Here is a 22166-nt window from a genome sequence, read left to right as displayed (position 1 = left end):
CGCTCAGATCACCCGGCCTTTCTTCAGCTTCTGTTGCGCGCCTCTGGAGTCGCGCAAAAGCCGCGCAAACGCCACTTTGTCGATCGGCCGACTCATGAAGTAACCCTGCACCTCATTGCATTGATCGACCCCGAGAATATCCAGTTGCTCTTCGGTCTCGACCCCTTCGGCCGTCACGGTCAGGCCCATGGCTTTGCCCAGGCCGATGATCGCCTGCACCACCGCGCGATCATTGGTGCCGCTGCTGATCGAGGCGATGAAGCGCTTGTCGATCTTGATCCCGTCAAAAGGATAAGCGCGCAGGTAACCGAGGGACGAGTAGCCGGTGCCGAAGTCGTCCATGTTCAGGCGCACGCCGAGTTCTTTCAGGGCATTCATGGTGGTCAGGGCGCCGTCGGTGTCGTTGAGCATCACGTTCTCGGTGATCTCCAGTTCCAGGCGACTGGCTGGGAAGCGGGTTTGCACCAGCACTTCGCGAACATCCTCGACCACATCGCTGACGGCAAACTGCGCGGGCGACAGATTTACCGACAGCAGGATGTCTTCCGGCCAGCCCAGCGCGGTTTCGCAGGCCTCGCGAAGCACCCAGCGGCCGAGCGGGACGATCAGGTCGGTCTGCTCCGCCAACGGGATGAACAAGTCCGGGCCAAGCAATCCCTTGGTCGGATGCTGCCAGCGCACCAGCGCCTCGACCGAAACAATGTGTTTGCCATCGACCTTGTAGCGCGGCTGATAGTGCAGGATGAACTCGTTGTGCTTGAGCGCGTGGCGCAGGTCGTCTTCCATTTGCCGGCGGGTCTGGATCTGATCGCTCATGTGCGCTTCGAAATAGCACCAGGTGTTCTTGCCTTCGGATTTGGCCTGATAGAGGGCGATGTCGGCGTAACGGATCAAATCGCTGGGCACATACCCGTGGCGCCGGCTGAGTGCGATGCCGATGCTGGCGCCGATGTGCAGCGGATGTTGTTCGAAGACCACCGGTTGATGCAGGCTGCCGATCAGGCGGGTGCAGAATTTGTCGATTTCGTGCGGACTGTCCATACCGTTAAGCACCACGATGAATTCGTCGCCGCCCAGACGCGCGACGATGTCGTGTTCGCGGGTGCACTCACGCAGGCGCACGGCGACTTCCTGCAGCACGGCGTCACCGGCCGGGTGGCCGAGCGAATCGTTGATCGGTTTGAAGTTGTCGAGGTCGATCATCAGCAGCGACAGCGGTGGCGCGTGTTCCTTGAGCAGCAGCGCTTCATCCAGATAACGCGCAAGCTTGTTGCGGTTGGGCAGGCCGGTGAGGGCGTCGTGCATCGACAGATGCTGAATCTGCGCATGAGCGGCGACTTCGTCGGTGATGTCGCTGGCGGTGCCGCGATAGCCGATGACCGTGTGCTTGTCGAAGATCGGCCGCGCGGACAGCCGGCAGTGGCGCTGCTGGCCGGAGTGGTCACGGTAGGTGCAACGCAAGTCACTGGCGCTGTTCTCCTCGGTGAGGTTTCTCAGCCACAGTTCCAGTGGCGTGGTGTCGCAATTCAACAGGTGGCCGATGTCTTGCCCCAGCCACAGGGTTTGCGGGTAACCGGTCACTTCGCTGAAGCGCGCCGACAGATACGTCAGCGCCAGGGCGCGATCGACCTCCCAGATCCAGTCCGACGCGGCTTCGGCCACCGCGCGAAAGCGTTCTTCGCTCGCTTCGAGCTCACGGTTGGCGTTTTCCAGCGCCTGATTGGAGGTTTGCATGACGGCGAAACTCTGGTCGACGTACTGCGATGAACGCAAGGCGTGACGGAAGAAGTACGCGGTCAGCAGCATCAGCACCACAATCGTCGCGCCGAGTGGCGGCAGCAAGGACCACAATAAATGTTGCCCGGGTCGCTCCAGATCAGCGACCAGACTGTAACCGGTGCTGTCCAGCGGCACCCGAGGGCGCTGCGGGTCGATCGTCTCGTCCGGCGCCAGAGTCAGGTTGTTCAAGCCGTAACCGCTGCCAATCAGACGCAATTTGGTCGGCGTGAGTTTGTCGACGAAGACCAGCACCGAAGAAGTCTGCGGATCGCCGAGTGGTCGTTCATCGTTGGGAATGATCGTCGCCGCCGACACCAGCGCCGGCCAGCCTTCGAACAGTGAATAGCGGCTGACCGGTTTGGTCAGATCACCTTGGCCCAACACTTGATCGAGTAACTCCGTGGCGCTGACCTGAACGAACGCGGACAGCTCGGCATCGACCATTTGCCCGCGCACCACCGCGTAACGGGTGCCTTCGCGGTTCAGCACGAACACGCCGTCATAGCCGTCACTGGTGAACAGGGTTTTGCCGAGGTTCTGCTCGGTGTAGGCCCAATCGGTGTCGACCTGACCGCTCAAATGCTCGTAGGCGGTGGTCCAGTAGGCGTAGCTGGTGATGTAGTTTTTCGAGGCCGTGATGCGGTTTTCCAGCGCGCGAGCCGAGTAAAAGCGGGTTTTGGTGACCTCTTCGCTGTCCAGGCGCTCGGCGATACCCAGCAAAGCGACCGCCGCCGCAATCACGCCACTGACGAACAGCGCTCCGACCGCGAAGGCCAGGCGGCGAGTGACGGCGCTCTGGCGTGGTGGAAGCGGGGCTGCATAGCTGGAAAGGTCCATGTGCTCGTCCTTGATCCGCTGTCTTCTGAATCTAGATCCACGGCGCGGGCGCAATGTTCAGATTGTTCTCGGCGACTGCTCTGAAAGCGTAGTGAACCCCGCGTGATTTGTCTTCCCAAGTGCAGGACGCCGATCAGCGGCCAATCCCGAAAGGGCAAGACTTCCCGCGTAAAAACCGGATAATGGCCGCCATTCGTTTAGCCGTATTCTGGTAATCCCGCATGGAAATCAAGGTCAACTTTCTCGACAACCTTCGACTTGAAGCCAAGTTCGACGACTTCACGGTGATCGCCGATCAGCCCATCCGCTACAAGGGCGATGGCTCGGCACCGGGGCCGTTCGACTACTTTCTGGCATCGTCGGCGTTGTGTGCGGCGTACTTTGTGAAGTTGTACTGCGACACCCGCAACATTCCGACTGAAAACATTCGCCTGTCGCAAAACAACATCGTCGACCCGGAAAACCGCTACAACCAGATCTTCAAGATCCAGGTCGAGTTGCCGGCGGACATCTCCGAGAAAGATCGCCTGGGCATCCTGCGTTCCATCGATCGCTGCACGGTGAAGAAGGTCGTGCAGACCGGTCCGGAATTCATCATCGAGGAAGTCGAGAATCTCGACGCCGATGCTCAGGCGCTGTTGATGCCGGTGGCCGATTCGGACGCAGGCACCTTCATCGCCGGCAAGGACCTGCCGCTGGAGCAGACCATCGCCAACATGTCGGGGATTCTGGCCGACCTGGGGATGAAGATCGAAATCGCTTCGTGGCGCAATATTGTGCCCAACGTCTGGTCGCTGCATATCCGCGATGCGCATTCGCCAATGTGTTTCACCAACGGCAAGGGCGCGACCAAAGAAGGCGCGCTGGCCTCGGCACTGGGCGAATTCATTGAGCGCCTGAATTGCAACTTCTTCTACAACGACCAGTTCTGGGGCGAAGAAATCGCCAACGCCGAATTCGTCCACTACCCGGACGAACAGTGGTTCAAACCAGGTCCGAAAGATGAGTTGCCGAGCGAGATTCTCGACGACTACACCCGGAAGATTTACAACCGTGATGGCGAGTTGCGCGGTTCGAACCTGTTCGACACCAACTCCGGCAACACCCAGCGCGGCATCTGCTCGCTGCCGTTTGTGCGGCAGTCCGACAATGAAGTGGTGTACTTCCCGTCCAACCTGATTGAAAACCTTTACCTCAGCAACGGCATGAGCGCCGGCAACACCCTCGCCGAAGCGCAGGTGCAGTGCCTGTCGGAAATCTTCGAACGCGCGGTCAAGCGCGAAATCCTCGAAGGCGAAATGGCCCTGCCGGACGTGCCGCAGGAAGTCCTGGAAAAATACCCGAGCATCCTCGCCGGCATCAAAGGTCTGGAAGAGCAGGGCTTCCCGGTGCTGGTCAAGGACGCCTCGCTGGGCGGTGAATTCCCGGTGATGTGCGTGACCCTGATGAACCCGCGCACCGGCGGCGTGTTCGCCTCGTTCGGCGCGCACCCGAGCCTGGAAGTGGCGCTGGAACGCAGCCTCACCGAACTGTTGCAGGGCCGCAGTTTCGAAGGCCTCAACGACTTGCCGCAGCCGACCTTCTCCGGTCAGGCCGTCACTGAACCGAACAACTTCGTCGAGCACTTCATCGACTCCAGCGGTGTGGTGTCGTGGCGCTTCTTCAGCGCTAAGCCAGACTTCGAATTCGTCGAGTGGGATTTTTCCGGCCAAGGCGAAAACTCCAACGCCGAAGAAGCCGCGACGCTGTTCGGCATCCTCGAAGACATGGGCAAGGAAGTCTACATGGCAGTCTACGAGCACATCGGTGCCAAGGCTTGCCGCATCCTGGTTCCGGACTACTCGGAGATCTACCCGGTCGAAGACCTGATCTGGGACAACACCAACAAAGCCCTGCAATTCCGTGCCGACATCCTCAACCTGCACAACCTCAGCAAGGTCGGCCTGCGCAACCTCGCCCAAGGCCTGGAAAACAGCGAGCAGGACGATTACACCGAAATCACCACGCTGATCGGCGTCGAGTTCGACGACAACACGCCGTGGGGCAAGCTGACCATTCTGGAACTGCGCCTGCTGATCTGCCTCGCGCTGCAGAAGTACGAGCAGGCCAAGGATCTGGTTGAAGCTTTCCTGCAATACAACGACAACACCGTTGAGCGCGGCTTGTTCTATCAAGCGGTCAACGTCGTGCTGGAGATGGAACTGGACGAGGATCTGCAGCTGGAAGATTACGAAGCCAACTTCCGTCGCATGTTCGGCGATGAGCGGATGGATGCGGCGATTGGCTCGGTCAACGGCAGTGTGCGCTTCTACGGTCTGACGCCGACCAGCATGAAGCTGGAAGGGCTGGATCGGCATTTGCGCTTGATTGAGAGCTATAAGAAGTTGCACACGGCGCGGGCGAATGTGAAGCAGGGCTAAGGCTGTTTCACATTGAGTTTGGCGGTGGATTCACCCCTCACCCCAGCCCTCTCCCCTAGGAGAGGGAGCTGATCTGTGAGCTTTTCAAAACCCGAGTTCGACTCGATATCTCAAGTCGGCGTATTTCAACCAAACAACTCGGTCAGTCCCCTCTCCCTCTGGGAGAGGGTTAGGGTGAGGGGCTTTTGCTTTTTCGCCCATGCGCCGAATCCGCCAGTTGCCCGGTATCGACCCGCACAAACACCGAATCACCCACTGCCGTCAGCACATCCCCGGCATACACCTCACAGATAACCCGCGTCTTGCGCCCAACTTCACCCTCGACCTTTGCCCGCAAAACCAGCGTCACGCCCATCGGCGTCGGCTTGATGAATTTGATGCCAAGGTTGCCAGTGACGCAGTCGATGCGCGGCAGGCTGCCGGGTTCGCGGTTTTCTGCGCGGTAGTGATACGCCATCGCCGTCCAGTTGGAATGGCAGTCGACCAGCATCGCGATCAGGCCCCCGTAGACCAGATCTGGCCAGCCGCAGTACTTGGCCTCCGGCAGATGTTCGGCGATCACGTGCTCGCCGTCTTCATGCCAGTGGCTTTTGACGTGCAGGCCGTGGGGGTTGCGGCCGCCGCAGCCGTAGCAAACGCCTTCTGGCGCGGCGAGGTCTTGCAGAGGGGTAACGAGGCTGGACATGGTTTTTATTATCCTGGAGTGGTGAGTCCGGTCAGGCGCAGGCGATTGCGTCCGCCGCGTTTCGATTCGTAGAGGGCGGCATCGCCTTGTTCTATCAGAGCGGTGAGGTTGGCCGGCGGGTTGTCGAACAGGCTGGCGCCGATGCTCAGGGTCACGGCAGCGGTGGTGGGGAATGTCTGCGAAGTGGTGCTGAGAAACTGCTCGCGCAATGTGTTGCCCAGTTCCATGACGCGCTCACTCGATGCGCTGTTGAGGAGGATGACAAACTCATCACCGCCCAGACGCGCTGTCAGCGCATTGCGCGGCAGCACCGAGCGGATCATCTCGCTCAACGCGATCAGCAAACGATCGCCGGCGGTGTGACCGTACTGGTCGTTGACCAGTTTGAAGTTGTCGATGTCGATCAGCAGCAGGGCGCCGGGATGCTCCGGCGAAACCTGTTCGAGCAGGCGCGGCGCGCGTTTTTCCAGAGCGCGGCGGTTGTACAGGGCGGTCAGTGGGTCGCGCTCGGCGAGGCGGGCGATCTGTTTTTCCCGGCGATAGCGTTCGGTGCCGGTCATCGACAGGGCGATCAACATGATCGCCATCGCGCCTTCAACCAGAGAAATCTGGATGATCTCGCCACGAAACGCCGCGAGATCGATCAACGTCCCGGGGATCACCACCGTCAGGGCTTTGGCCACGTAGAAAATTCCGTGACCGAGCAGCACATAGCGCAATTGCACCGCGCCGACGCTCAACGATTTGCCATGGGGGCGCAGCAGTGAGCTGGCCTTGAGGGTCGCCAGCGCCACCAGCAACGAATTGGCCGCCAGCATGACCTTCGACCACAGTGGCCCGTCCGGCAGCAACAGCATGATCAGCCAAGTGACAAAGATCAGGTACCAGGCCGGCGACAACCGTATCTGGGTGAAGCGCGCTACGCCGAGCAGGAACAGGAAGTGCGCGGTCACCAGCAAGCCGTTGGCGAACCAGATGCCGATCAGCAAAAAGCCGCTGCTGCGCAGCAGGGCCAGGGTGGAGCCGACGGTGATGGTGGCGAAACCGGCGCTCCAGAACAGTAGCGAAGGCTCACGAATGCTGCGCCATTCGATCGCCAGATACAGCGCGGCAGCGGCTGCGAGGGCGATGGAAATGGTCAACATCGTAGGTGGGTCGAGCGGCATTTCTTGATGAGCCTGTCTGATTGGCAATTAGACCGGCGATTGTAAGCGTTCGGGCGGTTTTTTCGCAGAGGCCTTATTGCCGCGCAGACCATTGGCTACGGGAGGGCGCAGTCGTCAGCCGCCACCCTGACCACATGCCGTTCGGTCATTACTTGGGCGTGAGCCAGGTGTCGACGACTCGACGATCCAGTTCCTCCCAGTAGGCCATGCCCAGCACGCGCGTGGTGTTGAGCCCGCGCAGGTAACCGCGCAACTGATTGGCGGTGTCGATGATGAGCTGCGGGTCGGTGATGCCTTCGTTCAGCAATACGCTTTCGTACTGAACCAGATACTCGGCCACACGCTCGCGGAAATCGGGCAGAACGGCGTCACGGATCAGGTCAAACGTTCTCAAGGCGAACTCCTCATTTCATGTTTTTCTCGTTGTAGTTGAGTGTGTACCAGTCTGTACGTCGCGCAACTATTGCTAGAAGTAATAGTGACCATCACGAAACGCAAGTTCTGCTTTGTCGGCGATCGGCGGAAAATCACTTCCATCGAATACGCAGCTCAAGGAATTTGCGCGATGAACACATTGACCCGACTGGCTTTGGTCGCCTTGCTGACAGGCGGCGCACTGTTCACAGCCCCGACTTACGCAGCCGACGCCGGGTCGTGTCACTTCCAGACCATCACGGGCAGCAGCGCCACGTTGCAGCACTCGCAAACCGTGGGTGTGTTGCTCAGCGAGAATACCCTGGACAACCTGCAATACCTTGAGCGTTACCACGACATGGCGGTCAATGGCGCTAAAGATGCGCTGGATTCGCGGATTCGTGAAGCCTTTGTCAGCAGTTCTGATCCGGAACTGGCCATCGACTGGCTGGTGAGTTCGCTGCAACAGCAGTTCTTGTCCGTGACGGTTTACGACAACCTTGATGCGTTGGTACAGGCGCATCCGGACATCGTGGTGAAGCTCGACACCTTCAATCGTTTGCTGACGCAGCAAAACAGCCTGGTCGAAGCGCATTTCACCGCACGTTTCTACGACGCCGACCTGCAATACATCGGCAAGGCTGAAGGCGCTGTCGAGAAGCAGTTGCCTTCGGTGTGGGTGCATAACCAGGCAGCAACCGCAATCGCTGCGCAGATCGATAAGCAGCGTGACCTGCAACTCCACGCGTTGCAGCAATTCGATGTGTCGCTCAAGGCGCTGGTGGCGTCGAGCTGATTACTTAAAACATAAATGGCGACGGCGGCTCCGTGAGGCTGAACCGTTGCCGGTTGAACCGAACCTTTATTTTCAGGATGACACCGATGCGTCTTTTCTTTGTGCCTGCTTTGGCCGTTGCCTCTTTGTTGCTCGCCGGTTGTGCTTCGGCGCCGAATAATCCGAGCCTTACTCTGCAGACCAGCAAGACGCCTGCGCAGTACGCCGACTGTGTTGTGCCGAAGTTGCAGGGCAGTGCGTTGACCCCGACGGTTTCGCAGACTCAGCGCAGTTACCGGATTGTGGTGCCGAGCAAGATTTCTGCTGACAACGTGTTGGAGGCGTACAAGGCAGGTAATGGCGGCAAGGTGTTTATCTACGAGCGGCATTTGTTGGCTTCGAATCTTTTGCCTTCGAGTTTTGAGCGGGCTGCGCAGGATTGCATCTGATTTTGGCTTTTGTACGTATTTGACTGAGCTCCTTTGGTTGGCCGCAACCAACCAGTTTTTTGCCTCGCGGCCTTATGGGGTTGTGGGGTTTTTTTTTGTTTGGGCTTGGCGGGCTTTGGGCTTGGCGGCCTTTGGGCCGACCATGCTATTGGGTTTTGGGTGAATATCCGTTGCTGCGGGTGTTGCCGCTGGCGGTTTCGCTCTTACAGCGAGTCCCTATGGCAAACGCCCCAAAGGAACCAAAGGTCTGGGCCCCGGCGTTCGGCCCTCGCCGTGGCTCGGGTTCCTTCGTTACGGGATCTATCCGGGGGCATCGCCTACGGTTTGCTTCGCTGCACCTCCTCTCGATGCATTCGACTTCGTCGAACGGTCGCTACGCTCCGACCCCCGGATAAATCCCTCCTCTCAGCCTGCCGAAGGGGCCAGCACGGCAAGATCAAAAGCTGCAGCCGAGCTAACGCTCATCCTGTTGAGTGGTGAGGAGCGGGGAGGGTGTAGTTTTTGATTTGATTCTGAGTTCGAGTGCGGCTCGGTATTTCATGTCGGTGTATCTCTCGCCCTCACCTCGGTCAGTTCCTTCTCCCTCCGGGAGAGGGCTAGGGTGAGGGGCTTTTGATTTGCTTCCGAATTTGAGTGCGGCTCGGTATTTCATGTCGCTGTATCTCTCGCCATCACCTCGGTCAGTTCCTTCTCCCTCCGGGAGAGGGCTAGGGTGAGGGGCTTTTGATCTGGTGCAGTATTGAGTTCAACTCGGTATTTCATGTCGCTGTATCTCTCGCCATCACCTCGGTCAGTTCCCTCTCCCTCCGGGAGAGGGCTAGGGTGAGGGGCTTTTGATTTGCTCCGAATTCGAGTGCGGCTCGGTATTTCATGTCGGTGTATCTCTCGCCCTCACCTCGGTCAGTTCCTTCTCCCTCCGGGAGAGGGCTAGGGTGAGGGGCTTTTGATTTGCTTCCGAATTTGAGTGCGGCTCGGTATTTCATGTCGCTGTATCTCTCGCCATCACCTCGGTCAGTTCCCTCTCCCTCCGGGAGAGGGTTAGGGTGAGGGGCTTTTGATTTGCTCCGAATTCGAGTGCGGCTCGGTATTTCATGTCGGTGTATCTCTCGCCCTCACCTCGGTCAGTTTCTTCTCCCTCCGGGAGAGGGCTAGGGTGAGGGGCTTTTGATCTGGGCTATGTGGCCGGTTGTTGTAACATGCGGCTACTTCAATCATACGAGCAGCGAAAATGGATTCTCACTCGATATTGACCTTCACTCTGGTCGCCGCAATTGCCATCGCCAGTCCGGGGCCGGCGACGCTGATGGCGATCAACAATAGCCTTGCTCACGGGCAGCGCAGTACGATCTGGTCGTCGCTGGGCAATGCCAGTGGGCTGTTTTGTCTGTCGGCAGCGGCGATGTTGGGGTTGGGGGCGTTGTTGGCCAGTTCCGAAATTCTGTTCAACGCGGTGAAGATCATCGGTGCGGGGTATCTGTTCTACCTCGGGGTCAGGCAGTTGTTCAAAAAGGGGCCGATGTTGCCGGAAGGGACTGAGGGGGAGGCGAGCAAGGTGCGGCCGACTCGCGGCAAGTTGTATAAATCGGCCTTTTTGACGGCGGTCACCAACCCCAAGGCGACGATGTTTTTTACTGCGTTGTTTCCCCAGTTCATTGATCAGGGCGCGACGCTGCTGCCGCAGTTTCTGATCCTGACTTCGATTTTCATGGCGTTGTCGGTATCGTCACTGAGCGTTTATGCCGCGCTGGCCTCGCGGGCCAAGGGCGTGCTGACCCGTCCGGCCTTGTCCCGTTGGGTCAGTCGTGTGGTCGGTTCGACCTTTATCGGTTTTGGTGCGGCGATTCTGACGATGCGTCGGCAGGCGGCTTAAACCCATTTGAACCGGGCCGGGAATCTCGCCACGAAGCAGGTTCCCGACTCGGCGCTTGAGGATACGCTTAGCGTGCCGTTGTGTGCTGTCGCTATCTGCGACGCGATATAAAGTCCCAACCCCAAACCTTCGCAACGCTGCCCGGCTTCGGCTCGGGAGAACGGTTCGAACAGCAGTGGCATCAGTTGCGCCGAAATCGGCGTGCCCTGATTGGTCAGGGAAATCACGATCTCGTCATTTTCCGCATAGGCTTTGAGAACGATCGGCGCGCTGTTCGAGCCATGGGTCGCGGCGTTGCCCAGCAGATTGGAGAGCAATTGGCTGATGCGCAGCGCATCGCAATAGATGCCTGCCGGCACATCCAGCTCATGGATAAACACCGCTTGGGGATGGGAGGCTTGTACCTCGGCAAGGGTCAATTGCAGGGTGTGCTGCAAGTCATCCACCAACTTGCGCTGCACCGGAATCCCGCCGCCCAGTCGTCCTCGGGCAAAGTCGAGGATGTTTTCGATCAACACACCCATGCGCACGGAGCTGGTGCGAATCGCCGAAATCAGATTGAGTGAGCGCTTTTCTTCGGTTTTGCTTTCCAGCAGGTCAGCGCTCATGCGAATGGCGCTCAGCGGTGTGCGCAAGTCGTGACCCAGTACGGCGATGAATTGCTCGCGCAGGCGCCCGAGTTCATTGGCATTGTTCAGCTCGATTTGGGTCGCTTCCAGATGGCGTTGCGTGTCCAGGTTCATGGCGATCAATTGAGCGAACAAGGTCAGTGTTTTGGTAATGGCCGGTTCATCGATATTGGCCGGGACCGAATCGATGGCGCACAGCGTGCCGAAGAAATCGCCATTGGCTTTGACGATGGGAATGGAGATGTAGCTTTCCAGGCCATAGGTTTTCGGCGTGTGGTGAAGCGAAAAGACCGGATGCGCGCTGGCGTGACCGAAGATCACCGGCTGTTGATGCTGGCGGATCTCGTGGCAGATGGTTGATTCGAGCACCAGTTCGCCACCGGGTTTGAGCCCGAAATCAATCGAGTCATCGACAGCACACGCCACCCAGTTGCTTTCAGTGACTCGTGCCACCGCGGCGAAACGCATGCCGGTGAGGTGTTTGACCATGCTCAGGATGACCGGCACCGCGTCAATGCTGCGGATCGCGTCGATGTCGGGGGTAAATGCCGGATTGGTCATGGTGTGATGCTTCGTGAAGAGTTCGCTCAGAGACTATCTGTTATTGCCGAACATGACCAATGCGCTAGCCACAAAGAACAAGGGCGCCACGGATTTCCCGGGCGCCCTTTTTTATCGCTGGTTCGAACGTCAACGACTCAGAACTTGTACTTGGCCGTCAGCATGTAGCTGCGCGGGTTGCCGTAGTTGTCGTTGGAACCCCACGTGACATTGGAGCCAATCGCGGAGTAGTAGACGCGGTCAAAGATATTGTTCGCGTTAACCTGCAGATCCAGATGTTTGTTGACCTCGTACCCAGCCATCAAGTCGGTGACCGCGTAGCCACCCTGTTCGAGGCGGTAGCTGCCGTTATTGGCCAGGGCGACATCGTTGTACATGCGGCTCTGCCAGTAGACGTTGCCACCTACGCGCAGGTGTTGCAGCGGACCCTGGAAGCGGTACACGGTGGAGACTTTGAACAGATGCTCTGGCGTGTCGGTATCGAAACGCTGATTGTTGTTCGCCGGGTTCTCGTCCTTGATGTAGTGCGCACGGGTGTAGGTGTAGCCGGCACCGACCTGCCAGTTCTCGGTCAGAGCGCCTTGCAGTTCCATGTCGACGCCTTGGCTGCGCACTTTGCCCGATGAGTTGTAGCAGGTCAGGACCGGGCAGCCGAACTGAGTGTCGGCCTGTGTAGCGCGGCCGGTCTGGTCCATCTGGAACACCGCCAGGCTGGCGTTGAGGGCGCCGTTGAAGTACTCGCCCTTGATGCCCACTTCGTAGTTTTCACCGACGATCGGCTCGAGCACCTTGCCGCCGAGATCCTTTTGGGTTTGCGGTGTGAAGATGTCGGTGTAGCTGGCGTACACCGAGTGGTGGTCGTCGAGTTTGTAGATCAGGCCGGCATAGCGGGTGAGGTTGCGCGTGACTTTGTAGTCGCCATCGGCAGTGCGGTCATCGTAGTCGTACCAATCGAGCCGGCCACCGAGAATCAGCGTCAGCGGATCGGCCAGGCTCAGCCGGGTGGTCAGGTACACGGCGTCCTGGGTGGTGACGCTGCGGGTTTTGCCATCACGGACGAAGTCGGGCTTTGGCGCGCCGATCGGCCAGGCGGTGGTGTACGGGTCGTACTCTTTGGTGGTCGCGTCATACACACGGTTGCTCGCGCCAACGACCAGTTCGTGGGTACGTCCGAACGCCTCGAACGGGCCACTGGCGAAGCCGTCGAACGCACGCTGCTTGTCGGTGTGATGGGATTGATAGGCGGTGGTTTCCAGCGGGCCGGCGTAACGCGACAGGTAAGTTCCGGAGAACTCGCCGTCAAGGGTCGACGAGGAGCCGGCGACGTGAAGTTTCCAGTCGTTGTCGAAACGATGCTCCACTTCACCGAACACGGTGTCGATTTGCAGCTTGCGGTTTTCCCAATCGGTGCCCGGGTAGGTGGAGCGGGGCAGATCGAGGTGGTGGCCATTGGTGCCCAGCGGCAGACCGCCCCAGAAATAGTTGGTCTGTTCATTCTGCCGGGAGAAACCGAGGGTCGCGGTGGTGCTGTCGCTCAAGTCGGCTTCACCGATGGCGTAGAACAAGCCATGATCGTTCTCTTCCTTGTCGCGAAAGCTGTCGGCGCCTTGATAGGAACTGACCACTCGACCGCGTAAGGTGCCGCTGTCGTTCAGCGGGCTGGAGGCGTCGATTTCGCCACGGTAGTCGTCCCAACTGCCGGCCGCGCCGGTGAGCGTCACGCGCTGATCGGCGGTCGGACGTTTGCGCACCATGTTGATCGCTGCCGACGGGTTGCCGGCACCGGTGACCAGCCCGGTTGCACCGCGGACGATTTCGACACGGTCGAACATCGCCAGATTTGGTTGCACTGCCATGGAGTAAGGCGAGTACGCGCTGGGCAGGCCGTCGTACATGATGTTGTCGATGTCGAAGCCGCGCGCCTTGTAAGTCTGCCGCCCCGGGCCGCTGGTCTGGCTGAGAAACAGTCCCGGTGTGCCTTTCACCACATCGTTGATGCTGGTCATGTTCTGGTCGTCCATGCGCTGACGGGTGATCACCGTCACTGCCTGAGGCGTTTCGCGCATGGTCAGCGACAGCTTGGTCGCCGTCCGCATCGGACCAGTGGTATAGGACTGGGTGTCTTCGGTGGTACTGCTCATCTGTGTGGCGCCGATTTCCGTCGCATCCAGTTCCAGCGTGGTCGGCGCGGTTTTTTCAGGCGTGGCGGGCGTTGTCTCGTCGGCCAATGCCGGCGCGATGCTGGCCATGCAGATGGCGAGCGCCAACAGGTTAGGTGAACGGTTTGAGCGGCGGTGAATGGTGCGAAACGACATCAATCTGCTTCCCCAAATGATACGAAAACGAATCCGGTGCGAGTGCGTGTAGGAATTATTCGCATTAGTGTGTCAGATCATTCCGGGCGAAGAAAGTCGTACGGTTCAGTTAGTTAACGAATTTTTCACAATTGGCCGGGCGCTCTGCGTCGCGGGTTAGCGCAGGGTTCTGGTTTTTCGGGGGAGGAGAGCGGGGCGAATCGAGGCACAGCGGGCCGATCACAGAAACGTGTGATCGGCTCGCTGACGAGGGTAATCAAGGGGTGTCAGTTCAGATCTTCGGCTTGGTGCCGCTCCGGCACTTGAGTCGCTTCATCGCCCCATGTGCGATTGACGCGCTGCCCACGAATGACCGCCGGCCGCTTGGAAATCTCCTCTGCCCAGCGCTGCACATGGGTGTATTCATGCGCCGCAAGAAACTCGGCCGCCGAATAAACATTGTTGCGCACCAGTTGCCCGTACCACGGCCAGACCGCGATGTCGGCGATGGTGTAGCTGTCGCCGGCCAGATAAGCGCTTTCGGCCAGGCGTCGATCAAGCACATCCAGTTGGCGCTTGGCTTCCATGGTGAAGCGGTTGATCGGATACTCCATTTTCTCCGGCGCATAGGCATAGAAATGTCCGAAACCGCCGCCGAGATACGGCGCGGCGCCCATTTGCCAGAACAACCAGTTCAGCGTTTCAGTGCGGCCAGCGTGGTCTTTCGGCAGAAATGCACCGAACTTCTCGGCCAGATACAGCAGGATCGAGCCCGATTCGAACACACGAATCGGAGGCTCAACGCTACGGTCCAGCAGTGCGGGGATTTTCGAATTCGGATTGATCTCGACAAAACCGCTGGAAAACTGATCGCCCTCGCCAATGCGGATCAGCCAGGCATCGTACTCGGCAGCGCTGTGCCCCAGCGCCAGCAGCTCTTCCAGCAGAATCGTCACTTTGACGCCGTTGGGCGTGGCCAGCGAGTAGAGCTGCAATGGATGCTTGCCGACTGGCAGGGGCTTGTCATGGGTGGGGCCGGCAATCGGCCGATTGATACTGGCGAACTGGCCACCGGACGGGGCTTCGTGTTGCCAGACTTGGGGCGGAACGTACGGCGCTTTGCTCATCTAAGGGGCCTCATCGTTGGCGAGTGGAAAAATACCTGCTGAGAATAGACAGGACACCACAGAACCCGCTTTGTATTCCACAGCCCAATGAGTCGAAGGTGTTTTTTACAATCCCTCCGTTGGGCGTTCATTACCGGTTGGCACACGATCAATCTCAGCGCTGCGGCCATTGATCCTTGATTTCAAACCACGGCGCCTTCGATGTCACTTCGACGTGTTGCTGTTTTTCTGTGGTGAACGTTGTGTCCAGCGTGCCCAGCGCAACCGAGATCCAGCCGCTGAACTCCCCTTGATTGCTTGCCCAGAACAGCGACGAGCCGCAGTGCGTGCAGAACTGGCGTTGTACCGATTCAGACGATTGATACGACTTCAGCTGGTCGGCACCCTCCAGCAATTCCAGGTTCTGGCGCTGCACGCTGCCATAGCTGGCAAACGCCGCGCCGTGGCTTTTGCGGCATTGGCTGCAATGGCAATGCGAAAGCGCCTTGGGCCTTGAACGGATCTGGTACTTCACCGCTCCGCACAGGCAACTGCCCCGGAAGGTCTGAGGGGAGGGCGTGAGCATTGTTATTGCGGATCCTTGTAGGTGATGGCTTGTTTCAAACTGTCAGGTGACTGCGCCAGAAATCCGGTGATCAGGGAAATCACCTGCTGCTGAATCACCGGGCGTGGACGGCCACCCTCGCCATCGGTGCAGATGATGCTGTCGCCCGGTACGTCTTTGTCGAGCATGGCCACGGCGCCAGGTTTGCAGTTCGCCATGAAACTGAAGTGACTGGCATCGCTGATCTCGACATAACGCGATGAGTTTTTTGGCAGGCGTTTGGCGAGATCGACGGATTCCAGTTCCGCAGGCAGCTCTTTCGACGGTACACCGGCAGCAATTACCAGGATCGGCACGGGGTAGGCCGCCAGGCTTGCATCGGTCATTCCGCGCGATAGCCCCAGGTCCAGAGACACCACGGCGGTGACGCGTTTGTCACGCCAGTCGGCGGCCAATTGAGCTTTGGCTTGCGCGGTGCTTGCAGTATTCATTTGTTGGTAGGCGGTGCAACTGGCCAGTTGCGTGTGGACCTTGCAGTCTTTGGCAAAACGTTCGGGGTCGAAGCGCGCGCCGCCGGTTTCTAGCACCGTCCAGCCGCCGAGAGAATGGCCCACAACAGCAATTCGATCCTTCGCCACCGCGCCGAACTTTTCCGGCTGGGCCGTCACGGCATCGATGGCGCGGCTCAGGTCGACCGGGCGTTGCCACAACTGCGCCGCTGCCTGCGCGCTACGATCACGGCTGGTGGTGCCGGGGTGGTTGACTGCCGCGACGATATAACCTTGATGGGCCAGTGCACTGGCCAGCCAGGTCTGGTTGATCCAGCTACCGCCATTGCCGTGGGAAAGCACCACCAATGGATGCGCGCCGCTGGCGGCCGGAGCGTCGAGCACGGCAGGGGCGCCGACGAAGACCGGGTTGTCGCCGAACAATTGTGGCGTCGCAGCGGTGGTCGAGCTCGGGTACCAGACGACCATTTTCAGCGGGCGTTCGTTGCGCGGATCGGCCAGCGTGGCGTACTGGAAACCAACGGGTTGGGCGTCAGCGAATACGTGGCTGCTCAAGCAGACCAGGAGCAGAGCGCCGAGAGATTTTTTCATTGTTGTTATCTTCCGTGATGGGGCGTTTGGGCGAGATGGACTTTGCCCGAATTCGCGCGCTTCAGCGAGCCTCTTTGAACGCTTCGTGTTAAACATTTTCCATCGGCCAGCGCGTGGCCAGATGCGCTGTCAAATAATCCAGAAAGGCTCTGACCTTCGGCGTCATCGCCGCCCGTTCTTGTACGCAGGCGTAGATGTCCATCGGCTCGACAACGCTGTGTTCAAACAGCGGCACCAATTGCCCGCTCGCCAGATAAGGCGCCGCAACAAACTCCGCCAGTCGCGTGACCCCGGCACCGTGGACCGCCATTTGCGCCAGGGCATCGATGTCATCACTGATGGCGGTGGCATTGATATTGGCGTCGAAACGCTCGCCGTCGCGGATAAAACTCCAGCGCAGAAAGCGCCCGTCCAAGGGATAACGAAAGGCCAGGCAGGCATGGTTTTGCAAATCATCCGGCGATTGCGGCCACCCGGCGCGCTGAAGATAAGCCGGCGCGGCGCACATGATGAAGGGTAGCGAAACGATCTTGCGCGCGACGATGCCGTCCTCCAGTTGCGGCTTGATGCGCAGGCTTAGGTCGATGCCGTCCTGAATGTGGTTGATCTTGCCATTGGTGGTCGACAGTTCGATGAGCAAGCGCGGGTGCAGTTCGGTGAAACCAGCGATCAGCGATGCCAATACATGACGGCCGAACGCAGATGTCGAGGCAATGCTCAGTCGGCCCTGCAACTCGGTTTCATCGCTGCTGATCGAGCTTTGCGCGGACTCCAGATCCGCTGCAATCCGGCGGACTTTCTCGTAATACACCGCGCCGTTTTCGGTGAGTGCCATGCTGCGCGTGGTGCGTTGCAACAACCGCACGCCGAGGTGCACTTCGAGCCGATTGAGCGTCTGGCTCACCGCCGCCGCACTGACGCCCAGGGTCTTGGCGGCGCCGACAATCGAGCCTGATTCCACCACTTTGATAAAACTGGCAATCGCCGCTAACAGATTCATCCATGGCCCGCTGAGGGTTGATTCGTAAGTTCTGCTTTATAAAGTACCTGCAGTTGAGCGTCTAGTTGCGCGGGGGCAGCCTTGCTAACGTGCGGTCTCCCTGTCACTGGATGGAAAAGCCATATGAATCAAAGAACCAACGCCGAAGCTTTGATCATCAGCCGCCGCAAGCTGTCGCCGCGTGCCACGCCGTATGTGTTTGCACTGTACATGGCGACGATCATGGCGTTTCTGATGTCGCTGGTGATCACCGCTGCCAACTCCGGCATTGATAACGATTACCTGAGCAATGCCTTGCATGCCTACAAGCTGGCGATGCCCGCAGCGTTTATGTGCATCCTCGTCGTGCGGCCGATCGTGATCAAACTGGTGGCGTGGACGGTGCATCCGCATTGTTGAAAGGCCCGCCTCAGCGGTGACTGTTCTGGCGCCTTCGCGAGCAGGCTCGCTCCCACATTTAAACCGCGATCCCCTGTGGGAGCGAGCCTGCTCGCGAATGGCCTCACCACCGATAGGCAGGTCTTGTGGGGTGCCTCAGAAAAACTCGTCGAGCAGCTGATAAAAGGCGATCCGCTGTAGATCCGGCTCCACGCCATACACCTCGAAAAACAACGGCAGCCACTGGGCGCCGAGGTTGTCCGTGATGCTGTGCGCTGCCAAGGCCAAATCCTGATACCGGTCAGCGACACCCAGCCGTCCGCAGTCTACAAACCCGCTGAAGCGGCCATTGGCAGCAAGCAGATTGGGCAGGCACGCATCGCCATGAGTCACCACCAAGTCTTCCTGCGACGGACGTGTGGCGAGCAACTGCTGGAACACTTCCTCGGCGGATTGCCCGAGGCGCGAGTCGTCGAAGTCTTCTTCGTCGATCAGCCCGGCGAGCAGGTGTTCGCGGGCCAGTCTGATTTTTGCTTCCAGGCTGTGATCGAACGGGCAGCTTTCGATCGCGACTGTGTGCAGTGCGCGCAATGCCTCTGCTGCGAGCGTGACGATCTGCTGGGGCGAGAGGTGCTCGCTGCTGGCCAGATCGCGACCGGCCACGGCAGTCATCAACAGCCAGTTGTGTTGCGTTTGCGTGGTGGTGTCGAGCACACGCGGTGCGGGTAGATCCTGAGTCGCCATCCAGCGTAACCGCTGCACTTCACCGGGCAACTCGCCCCAGGTCATCACCAGTTCGGTTTTGACGAACTGCGGCGCTGCCCCGGCAGGCGTAATCCGCCATACATCAGCGCGCGATTCGCCAATGGTCTGCTGTTCGATGGCCGCACCGGCAAATTGGCTGCGCCATGCTGCAGGGAAATCCATGTCTTTGTCCTTGCGATTTTCGATGCGCGCATTGTGCCGCTCTGGCGGTTTGGTGCGCAAACAAGGATCGCGCAGGGAAATCCATCGAAACTTCGCCAACAACCCAACTGTCCAGACCCTTACACCTCCCGGCGGATGTTCTGCCGGGACAGCTCCATGCACCGGAGAACGGCGAGGATCGAGATGACGATGACAGTGGGAGATTTTCTGGTTGAGCGGCTCAGCGAATGGGGCGTTACGCGGATTTTTGGCTATCCGGGGGATGGCATCAACGGCGTGTTCGGCGCGCTCAGCCGGGCCAAGGGAAAGATCGAATTCGTTCAGGCACGGCATGAAGAAATGGCCGCGTTCATGGCCTCCGCACATGCCAAGTTCACCGGCGAGTTGGGCGTGTGCATCGCCACCTCCGGACCCGGCGCCTCGCATCTGATCACCGGCCTCTACGACGCGCGCTTGGACCACATGCCGGTGCTGGCCATCGTTGGTCAGCAAGCGCGAACGGCGCTGGGCAGTCACTACCAGCAAGAGCTTGATCTGGTGTCGATGTTCAAGGACGTCGCCGGGGCCTTTGTGCAGCAGGCGTCGGCGCCTTCGCAGGTGCGGCATTTGCTCGATCGCGCAGTGCGCACGGCCGTGGGTGAACGCCGGGTGACCGCGCTGATTCTGCCCAACGATTTGCAGGACCTGAAATACCAAGCACCAGCGCGTGCCCATGGCACCGCGCATTCCGGGGTGGGTTACACGAAACCGAAAGTAGTGCCGTATGACGCCGATCTGCAGCGCGCCGCCGATGTTTTGAATGCGGGAGAGAAGGTCGCGATTCTAGTTGGAGCGGGTGCTTTGCAGGCAACCGAGCAAGTTATCGCCATCGCCGAAAAACTCGGCGCCGGCGTCGCCAAGGCTCTGTTGGGCAAAGCCGTGTTGCCGGATGATCTGCCTTGGGTCACCGGCAGCATCGGCCTGCTCGGCACCGAGCCGAGCTACAAACTGATGAGCGAATGCGACACTTTGCTGATGATCGGTTCGGGTTTTCCGTACTCGGAGTTCCTGCCCAAGGAAGGTCAGGCGCGCGGTGTGCAGATCGATTTGCAACCCGACATGCTCAGCCTGCGCTACCCGATGGAGGTCAATCTCGTCGGCGACTCGGCGGAAACCCTCGCGGCGTTGTTGCCACTGCTCGAACAGAAAACTTCCAGCAAGTGGCGCAAGAAAATCGAAGGCTGGCGCGGTAGCTGGGAGAAAACCCTGGAAAAACGCGCGATGGCCAAAGCCGATCCGGTCAACCCGCAAAGGGTGGTGTATGAGTTGTCGCCGCGCCTGCCCGATCAGGCAATCATCACCAGCGACTCCGGCTCGTGCGCCAACTGGTTTGCCCGTGATCTGAAAATCCGCCGTGGCATGCAATGCTCGTTGTCCGGCGGACTTGCGTCCATGGGCGCCGCGGTGCCTTACGCGATTGCCGCCAAATTCGCTCACCCCGAGCGCGCGGTCATTGCCCTGGTAGGCGACGGTGCGATGCAGATGAACAACATGGCCGAGCTGATTACTGTCGCCAAATACTGGCGACAGTGGGCGAGCCCGAAATGGATCTGCGCGGTGTTCAACAACGAGGACCTCAATCAGGTCACGTGGGAGCAGCGGGTGATGGAGGGTGATCCGAAGTTCGAAGCTTCGCAAAGCATTCCCGATGTGCCTTACCACTTGTTTGCCATTTCCATTGGCCTGAAAGGCATTTTTGTCGATCGCGAAGAAGACGTCGCCGCGGCCTGGGAAAAGGCACTGGCCTCGGAAGTGCCGGTGCTGATCGAGTTCAAGACCGACCCGAACGTGCCGCCATTGCCACCGCACATCAAGCTTGAGCAGGCGAAGAAGTTCGCTACGACGCTGCTCAAGGGCGACCCGGATGAGGCCGGGGTGATCGTGCAAACCGCGAAGCAGGTGCTTGGCGCCGTGTTGCCCGGCAAAAAATAACCGGTTAGCGCAGGCTTGATTTGATCGTTCCCACGCTCTGCGTGGGAACGATCAGCGCGTACAGGTGAGGAGGTGTGTTTTTGATTTTCATTGGCTGCGCAGGCTGGAGTCTGGGGCGCGAGCATTGGCCGGCATTTCCCGTGGAAGGCACGCATTTGCAGCGCTATGCCGGGCGCCTCAACGCCGTGGAAATCAACAGTTCGTTCTACCGCCCGCATCGTCGGCAAACCTATGAGCGCTGGGCCGATGGCGTACCGGAGGACTTTCGCTTTTCGGTGAAAATGCCCAAACACATCACCCATGAAATGCGTCTGGCGAACTGCGAGTCAGCGTTGGACACATTTCTGGCTGAGTGCGGCGGGTTGGGCGATCGGCTGGGCTGCCTATTGGTGCAATTGCCGCCATCACTGGCGTTTGACGAAGCGATCTCCGAAGCCTGCTTCACAACATTGCGCGAGCGGTTCTCCGGCCCCGTGGTGCTCGAGCCACGGCATGAATCGTGGGTCAGCGCTGAGCCAATGTTGAAGACTTGTCAGATCGCCCTAGCGGCCGTCGATCCCTCGCGCATCAGAGGTGATGCAGCGCCCAGTGGCTGGGCGGGAACCCGTTACTGGCGCCTGCACGGCTCACCGCGCATTTACCACAGCGCCTACGATTCACCTTACCTGCAAAATCTCGCACAAGCCTTGCAATCAGCGGCCACGGCAGGTGCGGCGACCTGGTGTATTTTCGACAACACCGCCAGCGGCGCAGCGCTGGGCAACGCCTTGACGCTGGCGCAGATTCAGGCGGCCGTGAAACTCAACCTGGCGAAAAAACCCTCACCCTAGCCCTCTCCCAGGGGGAGAGGGGACAGACCGAGGTGTTTGTGCAAGTTACGCCGACTTGAAAGACCGAGTTGAACGCAAGATTTGAAAAGCGCACAAATCGGCTCCCTTTCCCCCTCGCCCCCTTGGGGGAGAGGGCTGGGGTGAGGGGGTGGAGCCAGCAGACTGTTGCGATCGCCTGAAAAACACTAATTACCATCGGCCACTTTGCGTTCAATCTCATCGATCTTGCGCTGTAGCGTCTCGGCGTCCTGTTCCTTAACTCTTGTGGACGAGGGCGTGATGACTTCATCCACGGCTTTGGTGTCATCGTCCCTGTCTTCAAGATCGCGCTCGACTACGTTCACCGGTTTGCCGGACGTGTCGGTTGGCGGTGCGTTCGGGGTTTTATCGTCGCTGTTCATTTTGCTGAC

19 protein-coding genes are annotated in these 22166 nt (G+C 59.4%); 7 read left to right on the top strand and 12 right to left on the bottom strand.

Annotated elements, in window-relative coordinates; translation table 11 throughout:
* Positions 1-3 precede the first annotated feature (3 nt).
* On the bottom strand, positions 4-2616 hold the full coding sequence (locus ACOYXE_RS09090) for a bifunctional diguanylate cyclase/phosphodiesterase (RefSeq protein WP_460928794.1): 2613 nt from the start codon (positions 2614-2616) through the stop codon (positions 4-6).
* Positions 2617-2837: 221 nt separating this feature from the next.
* Between ACOYXE_RS09090 and ACOYXE_RS09085 the strand changes: the two genes are divergently transcribed.
* A complete protein-coding gene (locus ACOYXE_RS09085; protein WP_460928792.1) occupies positions 2838-5036 on the top strand; it encodes an OsmC domain/YcaO domain-containing protein in 2199 nt (732 codons plus the stop codon).
* A gap of 169 nt (positions 5037-5205) precedes the next feature.
* Here ACOYXE_RS09085 and ACOYXE_RS09080 read toward each other — a convergent pair whose 3' ends face one another.
* The 3 genes from ACOYXE_RS09080 to ACOYXE_RS09070 all read right to left on the bottom strand — a co-directional run bounded on the left by ACOYXE_RS09080 (position 5206) and on the right by ACOYXE_RS09070 (position 7281).
* Positions 5206-5721, bottom strand: a complete 516-nt coding sequence (locus ACOYXE_RS09080) for a PaaI family thioesterase (RefSeq protein ID WP_405123907.1) — start codon at positions 5719-5721, stop codon at positions 5206-5208.
* A gap of 8 nt (positions 5722-5729) precedes the next feature.
* Entirely contained in the window at positions 5730-6887 is a 1158-nt protein-coding gene (locus ACOYXE_RS09075; RefSeq protein ID WP_160057630.1) for a GGDEF domain-containing protein, read from the bottom strand.
* A 148-nt stretch (positions 6888-7035) separates the two neighbouring features.
* Positions 7036-7281 (bottom strand): hypothetical protein, encoded by a 246-nt coding sequence (locus ACOYXE_RS09070; protein WP_160057631.1) that lies wholly within the window; start codon positions 7279-7281, stop codon positions 7036-7038.
* A gap of 171 nt (positions 7282-7452) precedes the next feature.
* On the opposite strand from ACOYXE_RS09070, the gene ACOYXE_RS09065 reads away from it, so the two are divergent.
* The 3 genes from ACOYXE_RS09065 to ACOYXE_RS09055 all read left to right on the top strand — a co-directional run bounded on the left by ACOYXE_RS09065 (position 7453) and on the right by ACOYXE_RS09055 (position 10395).
* The gene (locus tag ACOYXE_RS09065; RefSeq protein WP_460928789.1) at positions 7453-8097 is read left to right on the top strand and encodes an ATPase; all 645 of its coding nucleotides are present in this window, start codon (positions 7453-7455) and stop codon (positions 8095-8097) included.
* Between the two features lie 86 nt (positions 8098-8183).
* Complete coding sequence (locus ACOYXE_RS09060; protein WP_160057633.1) at positions 8184-8525, top strand: hypothetical protein; 342 nt, start codon at positions 8184-8186, stop codon at positions 8523-8525.
* Positions 8526-9753: 1228 nt separating this feature from the next.
* Positions 9754-10395 (top strand): LysE family translocator, encoded by a 642-nt coding sequence (locus ACOYXE_RS09055; protein ID WP_405123906.1) that lies wholly within the window; start codon positions 9754-9756, stop codon positions 10393-10395.
* Here ACOYXE_RS09055 and ACOYXE_RS09050 read toward each other — a convergent pair.
* From ACOYXE_RS09050 to ACOYXE_RS09025, 6 genes are all read right to left on the bottom strand, one after another.
* Positions 10392-11585 carry a GAF domain-containing sensor histidine kinase gene (locus ACOYXE_RS09050; RefSeq protein ID WP_137216873.1) on the bottom strand — a complete coding sequence of 398 codons (1194 nt, stop codon included), beginning with the start codon at positions 11583-11585 and terminating at the stop codon, positions 10392-10394. The genes ACOYXE_RS09055 and ACOYXE_RS09050 overlap by 4 nt on opposite strands.
* 137 nt (positions 11586-11722) lie before the next feature.
* Entirely contained in the window at positions 11723-13900 is a 2178-nt protein-coding gene (locus ACOYXE_RS09045) for a TonB-dependent siderophore receptor (RefSeq protein WP_160057636.1), read from the bottom strand.
* Between the two features lie 266 nt (positions 13901-14166).
* Positions 14167-15006, bottom strand: a complete 840-nt coding sequence (yghU, locus tag ACOYXE_RS09040) for a glutathione-dependent disulfide-bond oxidoreductase (RefSeq protein WP_160057637.1) — start codon at positions 15004-15006, stop codon at positions 14167-14169.
* A 154-nt stretch (positions 15007-15160) separates the two neighbouring features.
* Positions 15161-15571, bottom strand: coding sequence for a GFA family protein (locus ACOYXE_RS09035; protein WP_160057638.1), 411 nt, complete (start codon positions 15569-15571; stop codon positions 15161-15163).
* A gap of 2 nt (positions 15572-15573) precedes the next feature.
* Entirely contained in the window at positions 15574-16650 is a 1077-nt protein-coding gene (locus ACOYXE_RS09030) for an alpha/beta hydrolase family protein (RefSeq protein WP_460928785.1), read from the bottom strand.
* Positions 16651-16738: 88 nt separating this feature from the next.
* On the bottom strand, positions 16739-17650 hold the full coding sequence (locus ACOYXE_RS09025; RefSeq protein WP_160057640.1) for a LysR family transcriptional regulator: 912 nt from the start codon (positions 17648-17650) through the stop codon (positions 16739-16741).
* A 123-nt stretch (positions 17651-17773) separates the two neighbouring features.
* Between ACOYXE_RS09025 and ACOYXE_RS09020 the strand changes: the two genes are divergently transcribed.
* Positions 17774-18049 (top strand): DUF2798 domain-containing protein, encoded by a 276-nt coding sequence (locus ACOYXE_RS09020; RefSeq protein ID WP_077572627.1) that lies wholly within the window; start codon positions 17774-17776, stop codon positions 18047-18049.
* A gap of 135 nt (positions 18050-18184) precedes the next feature.
* Here ACOYXE_RS09020 and ACOYXE_RS09015 read toward each other — a convergent pair whose 3' ends face one another.
* Positions 18185-18955 (bottom strand): APH(3')-II family aminoglycoside O-phosphotransferase, encoded by a 771-nt coding sequence (locus ACOYXE_RS09015; protein WP_160057641.1) that lies wholly within the window; start codon positions 18953-18955, stop codon positions 18185-18187.
* A gap of 183 nt (positions 18956-19138) precedes the next feature.
* Here ACOYXE_RS09015 and ACOYXE_RS09010 point away from each other — a divergent pair, with 183 nt between their 5' ends.
* On the top strand, positions 19139-20926 hold the full coding sequence (locus tag ACOYXE_RS09010) for a thiamine pyrophosphate-requiring protein (protein ID WP_405123904.1): 1788 nt from the start codon (positions 19139-19141) through the stop codon (positions 20924-20926).
* 80 nt (positions 20927-21006) lie between these two features.
* The gene (locus tag ACOYXE_RS09005) at positions 21007-21756 is read left to right on the top strand and encodes a DUF72 domain-containing protein (protein ID WP_160060084.1); all 750 of its coding nucleotides are present in this window, start codon (positions 21007-21009) and stop codon (positions 21754-21756) included.
* Between the two features lie 185 nt (positions 21757-21941).
* On the opposite strand, the gene ACOYXE_RS09000 is transcribed toward ACOYXE_RS09005, so the two are convergent.
* Complete coding sequence (locus ACOYXE_RS09000; protein ID WP_160057643.1) at positions 21942-22157, bottom strand: hypothetical protein; 216 nt, start codon at positions 22155-22157, stop codon at positions 21942-21944.
* Positions 22158-22166: the final 9 nt, after the last annotated feature.

Source organism: Pseudomonas sp. MC6 (assembly GCF_054790575.1).
The sequence above is the reverse complement of the archived record's forward strand: the minus strand, read 5'-3'. Positions and strand labels throughout refer to the sequence as shown.